Source organism: Candidatus Angelobacter sp., from assembly GCA_035607015.1.
Classification (GTDB): domain Bacteria; phylum Verrucomicrobiota; class Verrucomicrobiia; order Limisphaerales; family AV2; genus AV2.
Window position 1 is genome coordinate 1 of the sequence record DATNDF010000392.1, and the last position, 5,806, is coordinate 5,806.

General features: G+C 61.8%; 7 protein-coding genes. All 7 read right to left on the reverse strand.

Annotated features, from left to right (window positions below):
- Positions 1-120 precede the first annotated feature (120 nt).
- The 7 genes from dnaB to VN887_15690 all read right to left on the reverse strand — a co-directional run bounded on the left by dnaB (position 121) and on the right by VN887_15690 (position 5,687).
- Positions 121-1,584, reverse strand: a complete 1,464-nt coding sequence (gene dnaB, locus VN887_15660; protein HXT41442.1) for a replicative DNA helicase — start codon at positions 1,582-1,584, stop codon at positions 121-123.
- 158 nt (positions 1,585-1,742) lie between these two features.
- Complete coding sequence (gene rplI / locus VN887_15665; protein ID HXT41443.1) at positions 1,743-2,423, reverse strand: 50S ribosomal protein L9; 681 nt, start codon at positions 2,421-2,423, stop codon at positions 1,743-1,745.
- Between the two features lie 66 nt (positions 2,424-2,489).
- Complete coding sequence (gene ssb, locus VN887_15670; protein HXT41444.1) at positions 2,490-2,945, reverse strand: single-stranded DNA-binding protein; 456 nt, start codon at positions 2,943-2,945, stop codon at positions 2,490-2,492.
- Between the two features lie 3 nt (positions 2,946-2,948).
- Positions 2,949-3,263, reverse strand: a complete 315-nt coding sequence (locus VN887_15675; GenBank protein ID HXT41445.1) for a 30S ribosomal protein S6 — start codon at positions 3,261-3,263, stop codon at positions 2,949-2,951.
- Entirely contained in the window at positions 3,260-3,868 is a 609-nt protein-coding gene (gene pth / locus VN887_15680) for an aminoacyl-tRNA hydrolase (protein ID HXT41446.1), read from the reverse strand. Before pth ends, VN887_15675 begins: the two co-directional genes overlap by 4 nt.
- Positions 3,869-3,919: 51 nt before the next feature.
- The gene (locus VN887_15685) at positions 3,920-4,702 is read right to left on the reverse strand and encodes a 50S ribosomal protein L25 (GenBank protein ID HXT41447.1); all 783 of its coding nucleotides are present in this window, start codon (positions 4,700-4,702) and stop codon (positions 3,920-3,922) included.
- Between the two features lie 40 nt (positions 4,703-4,742).
- Positions 4,743-5,687, reverse strand: coding sequence for a ribose-phosphate pyrophosphokinase (locus VN887_15690; protein ID HXT41448.1), 945 nt, complete (start codon positions 5,685-5,687; stop codon positions 4,743-4,745).
- Between the last annotated feature and the right edge of the window lie 119 nt (positions 5,688-5,806).

The following is a 5,806-nucleotide window of genomic DNA, read 5'->3' on the forward strand; positions in this document are numbered from 1 at the left end:
ACGTGCTTGATTTCAATTTTCTCGACGGTCAGTCCCGTCTGCGCGGCCAACAATGGCAGCCAGCCCGACGCCAGCACCCAGAGCAGCGGCCAGCAACGACGGGGCAACAATTTCATTCAGTTAACTGTCGATCGGCACATCTTCCGTGCTGACTTTTGCCGCGCTCTCGAACCGGGTGTAGGCTTTTAAAAATGTCAGGGCCACGTCCCCCGTCGGGCCGTTGCGCTGTTTTGCGATCAGCAAATTCACCGGCACCGCGTCCTGCTCCATCGACGGTGCCTCATCGTCTTCACCGCCGCTTGGCTTGTAGAGTAGAGCCACCAGGTCGGCATCCTGTTCAATCGCGCCCGACTCGCGCAGATCGGACAGCCGCGGTTTGCGGTTTTTGTCCTTTTCGAGTTCGCGATTGAGTTGGCTCAGAACGATCACCGGAACACTCAGTTCCTTGGCCAACGCCTTGATGCCGTTGGAAATGTCAGCGATTTCCTGCTGCCGGTTTTCCGCTCGCCGCGAAGTAGAATGGAGCAGTTGCAGGTAGTCAATGACAAAGAGCTTCACCCCGTGCTGCTGCGCCATCCGTCGCGCCTTCGCGCGCAATTGAAGGATGGAAAGCGCCGGCGTGTCGTCGATGAACAGCGGCGCGCCCGCCAGTTTGCCCGCCGAACCGGTGAGTTTCGGAAAGTCCCGCTCCGCCAGAAAACCGTCGCGGATGCTGCGCAGGTTGACCCGCGACCGCGAACACAACATCCGCAACACCAGCGAGTCCGCGGTCATTTCCAGGCTGAACACACCCACCGGCAGCCGCTCGTCCGCCGCCACGTGTTCTGCGATGTTCATCGCCAGCGAGGTCTTGCCCATGCTGGGTCGCGCGGCGATGACGATCATTTCCCCGCCGTGAAAACCGCTGGTCATCTTGTCCAGGTCGGGGAATCCGGTGGAAACACCGGTCAGCATTCCCTGGCGTTGATGAAACTCCTCGATGGTCGTGATGGCCCGCTTGACCAGGTCCTTGATCGTCCGTGTGGTCGCCTCGACCCGTTCTTCACTGATGCGCAACACGTCGCGTTCCACTTCATCGAGCAAGGCGTCCACTTCGCCCTCGTGTTCGTAAACCCGGCCCACGACTCCGGTGCACGTCTGGATCATGCGGCGAAGCAGATGCTTTTCCCGCACGATGTCGGTGTAGTAGCTGAGGTTCGCGGCCGACGGCACGGCGTCCGGCAACGACGAAAGATACGCCAGCCCGCCCACGGCCTCGAGCTGGTTGCGGTCCTTGAGCCGCTGCTGGACCGTCAGCAGATCGATCGCCTCCTTGTGGTCGTACATTTCGGCCAGCAGCTCGTAGAGATGCCGGTGGCGCAAATCGTAAAACATCTCCGAACCGGCGCGGAATTTTTCAATGCACACGCCCATGCAGTCGTTGGGCGAGAGCAACACGCAACCCAAAACCCCCTGCTCGGCCTCGATCGAGTGTGGCGGCAGGCGGTCCAGGCGGGGCGCGCTCGTTGCCGCCACTTTCTGCCGGCGGGCCTTTTGTAAATCCGCCGACGCGACGCTGGCTCCGGTTTCGATGGTGTCAATCATGGATCAAAGCAGACAAGATTTTCAGCGACAGAGCAATGAAGAGATGCCGGAAGACATCAACCGCGAGTTGACAGCTTATTCACCGGCGCTCTGAAACCGGAAAACGAAACAGGCAAGCCGGCCGGACTTGCCTGTTTCAAAAAACTGCCCTGACAGGACTACTCCGACTTTTTCTCGGCCCTCGGTTTGCGCGGCGCGCGTTCCTTTGTCGCTTCGGCTTTCGCCGCGGGCGTGTCTTTGTCTTTGGCCTTTGCCGTGACGCCTTCCCGTGCTTTCGGCGCGGCGCCCTCTCCGGCCCTGCCTGCCACCGCTTCCCGGGTTCGGCGCATCGCCGTCTCTTTTGCCTTTGGCTCTGCGGTCGCCTCGGCCGGATTGGCCGCCGGTGTTGCGCTTTCGACCCTGACCTTCAGCGTCGTCACCACCTCCGGATGCAGCCGAAGCTCCACTTCGTGTTCCCCGGCCGCGCGGAGCGGGCGTTCGAGATGGACTTTTTTCTTGTCGATGGCGATGTCGAACTGGTGCTTCAGCTCGTCCACGATGACGCCCGCCGTGATCGAACCGAACATTTTGCCCTCTTCGCCGGTCTTGGCGGTGAGCACCAGCACCATCTTCGCAAGGCTCCGGGACAGTTCGCTCATGGTGTTGAACTCGTGCGCTTCACGCTCGGCGCGGCGCTGTCGCAGCGCCTCCAGGCGGCGTTTGTTCGCCGCTGTCAGTGGAATCGCCAGTCCTTGCGGGAAAAGATAGTTGCGGGCGTAGCCGGCGGCGACCTTCACCTGGTCGGACTCCGCGCCCAGCCCCACCACATTGTGAGTTAGAATGATTTCAGTTTTTGGCATACGAAAAAAATGTCGTGTTGAAAACTCCGGGATCAAAGGCTCCCCGGCCCGCTCTGCCGGCCGTGGTTAAAAGGGAACGTCGTCGTCGGATGGAGGGCCGTCCGCTTCGGCGCCTTCGGCCGCCGCCGGGGCAGCTGCGGCCGGCGCGGACGCGCGTCGCGGCGCATCGCCGCCCTCGCCTCCGCCGGTCGGACTGCCGAGGAACTGGACCGTCTCCGCCACGACGCCGAGCTTGCTCCGTTTCTGGCCCGTTTGTTTGTCGTCCCACTGGTCGAGGCGCAGGCGGCCTTCGATAAGGATCGGCCGGCCCTTGCGCATGTACTGTCCGACGTTTTCCGCGGTCCGGCCAAACACGTCCACGTCCACAAAGGTTACTTCCTCCTTTTTCTCCCCGGCGTCGTTGGTCCACACGCGGTTCACTGCGAGACCGATCTTGGCGATGGCCGTGCCCTTGGGAGTGTAGCGCAATTCCGGATCGCGCGTCAGGTTTCCGACCAGGATGACTTTGTTGAAACTTGCCATAAACTATTTCAATCGGCCGGCCTCCTTCAGCGGCGGCGCGATGGTGAAGAGCACCCGATAAACCTCGTCGTTCAAATCGAATCGCTGGCGCAACTGGTTCACCGATCCGGGTTCCAGCTCAAAAATAAAGTTCACGTAGAAACCCGCGCTGTGCCTGCGGTCCGCCACGCGCGTGAAATTGCGCTTGTCCATCTTCTGCACGGTTTCCACCTTGCCGCCCGCCGCCGTGATCTCCGACGAAATCCTGTCGATGGCTTCCTTGATGCCCTCCTCCTTCGCCACCGTGTCCAGAATAAACAAACCTTCGTATCTTTTCATTTTTGATCTTCGTTGCCGGGGCCTTGCACCGCCCCGTTGAATTGACTCATCGCTTTCCTGATGCCGTCGGCCAGCCAGCATTCGATCTGGTCGGCCGCACGGTCCAAAACCGCTTCCATCATCCGGCCTTCATCCTCGCTGAAGCGCCCCAACACATGACCCGTGATCTCTCGCGCGGTGCCGGGCGAGCGTCCGATCCCGATTCGCAACCGGGCGTACTCGCGCGATCCCAGGCGCTGTTCGATCGATTCCAGCCCGTGATGACCGCCGCTGCTGCCTCGCGGCCGGAGCCGGAGTTCGCCCAGCGGCAGGTCGGCATCGTCCACCACTACCAGCAACCGGTCCAGCGGCAGTCGGAAGTATTCCGTCAGTCGGCCGACCGCCTCGCCGCTCTCGTTCATATACGTCTGCGGCTGGCACAGCGTCAACCTGCGGCCGGACCGCTCCACTTTCGCCAGGCGCGACGCAAACTTGGCGTTCCTCGCCCACTTCGCCTGCCAGCGGTCCGCCAGCCGCTCGACCACCATGAACCCGGCGTTGTGCCGTGTCCGGGCATGCTCGGCTCCCGGATTTCCCAAGCCCACAATGAGAAAAAGGTTCTCCACGCGAGGGCTTGTTCGTGCGGTCGGGCGCGGCACGACCACCCGCCGCAATCACTACTTCTTCTTCTCGGGTTTCTTCTCCGCTTTGTCGGCGGGCTTTTCGGCCGCCTTCTCGCCGCCCTTTTCGGCCGGCTTGGCGCCCTTTTCCGCCGGTTTGCCGCCCGCACCCGGCGCGGCCTCCGCCGCGCCTTCTTCCTTCTTCTCTTTGAGTACCTCGGGCTCGGCCAGCGGTGTCGTCGCCGCTTCGAGCGCCGCGGCTTCCTGCGCCTCGGTGATCGGCGCGGCCACGGAAATCACCGGAATCTTCTTGTCGCCGATGACTTCCACGCCGGGTGGCAGTGGAATCTCACCCAGATGAATCGTCTGGCCGATCTCCAGCGGAGTCACGTCCACCGTGATCGCTTCGGGCAGGTCCTTCGGCAACGCCCGCACTTTCAGTTTGAACAGGACGTGCTCGAGCACTCCGCCGCCGGTCTTGACGCCCGCCGCCTCGCCCGCGGTCTCCACCGGCACGGTGACCGTTACTTTTTCGGTCTCGGCGACCTCGTGAAAATCCACGTGCAGGACTTTTCCGCTCAACGGGTGATGCTGGATTTCCTGCACCAGCGCCAGCCGGCGCGACTTCGCTTCCCCCTCGATCGCCAGGTCAACCAGGATGGTCTCGGACACCGAGTGATGAATCAACTCCTCGATTTCGTTCAGACCGACCTCGAGATTTTGCGGCCGGGTCTGGCGGCCGTAAATGACCGCCGGAACGCGACCGCTGGCGCGCAGTTTCCTGACGCGGGTGCGTTTGGCCAGCGTCCGGGGAAAAACCTTCAAGGATAATGATTTCATGTCACGATTCGACGACCGACACCGGCGGCGCAAAAACCCTTCAACTCGTGCGCCCGCCCTTAAACTCAAAAAGCGAAGTCACCGAGGAATTACTGTGGATTCGCTTGATCGCTTCGCCCAACAACCCCGCCACCGAACGCGTGGTGATCTTCACCCCGTCTATCGGAGGGCGGAGAACAGTATCAGTCGTGATAAGTTCGTCAATATTTGATTTCTTCAGCCGCTCCACCCCCAGGTCGTTCAAAATCGCGTGCGAAACGCAGGCATAAACGCTCTTGGCCCCCTTCTTCCGGAGCAACGCCGCCGCGGTCGTCAGCGTGCCCGCCGTTTCCGTCAGATCGTCCACCATCAGGACGTTCTTGTTCTTGATTTCGCCGATGATCGCCATGGACTCCACGTGCTCGGCGCTCTTCCGCCGCTTCGCCACGATGGCCAGCCCTCCCTCCAGCACCTGCGAGTAGGCGTGGGCCATCTTCAGGCCGCCCACGTCCGGGCTGACCACCACCAGGTCCGGCAACGCCTTTTTCTTCAGGTAATCGTACATCACCGGCGCCGCATAGAGATGGTCCACGGGAATGTCGAAGAACCCCTGAATCTGCTGCGCATGCAGGTCCATGGTCAGGACGCGGTTCGCGCCGGCGGCGACGAGCAGGTTGGCCACCAGCTTGGCGGTGATCGGCACACGCGGCTGGTCCTTGCGGTCCTGCCGGGCATATCCGTAAAACGGCAGCACGGTCGTGATGCGCGACGCGCTCGCCCGCCGCAACGCGTCCATCATGATGAACATCTCCATCAAATGATGGTTGGTCGGCGGGCTGGTGGACTGCACCACGAACACGTCCTCGCCGCGGACGTTCTCCTCGATCTTCACGAACGTCTCGCCGTCTGGAAACGAGGTCACCGCGCACTTGCCCAGCTCGATGCCGATATAGTCGCAGATCGCCCTTGCCAAGGGCGGATTCGAGGTGCCGCTGAAAACTTTCACGCTGCGTTTCGCGTCCGGGTTTCGCTAAAATAAAAAACCACCGCCACCGGTGGGTTTCTGTTTCGGGACTGTAACAGTGAGCCTTGCCCGCGCAAGATGAATTTTGCAAGGGCCGCGTC

Excerpts from the sequence above, each read along its gene's own strand:
- rplI (HXT41443.1), bottom strand. The coding sequence starts at position 2,423 with ATGCCAAAAACTGAAATCATTCTAACTCACAATGTGGTGGGGCTGGGC.
- ssb (HXT41444.1), bottom strand. The coding sequence starts at position 2,945 with ATGGCAAGTTTCAACAAAGTCATCCTGGTCGGAAACCTGACGCGCGAT.
- VN887_15675 (HXT41445.1), bottom strand. The coding sequence starts at position 3,263 with ATGAAAAGATACGAAGGTTTGTTTATTCTGGACACGGTGGCGAAGGAG.
- dnaB (HXT41442.1), bottom strand. The coding sequence starts at position 1,584 with ATGATTGACACCATCGAAACCGGAGCCAGCGTCGCGTCGGCGGATTTA.
- VN887_15685 (HXT41447.1), bottom strand. The coding sequence starts at position 4,702 with ATGAAATCATTATCCTTGAAGGTTTTTCCCCGGACGCTGGCCAAACGC.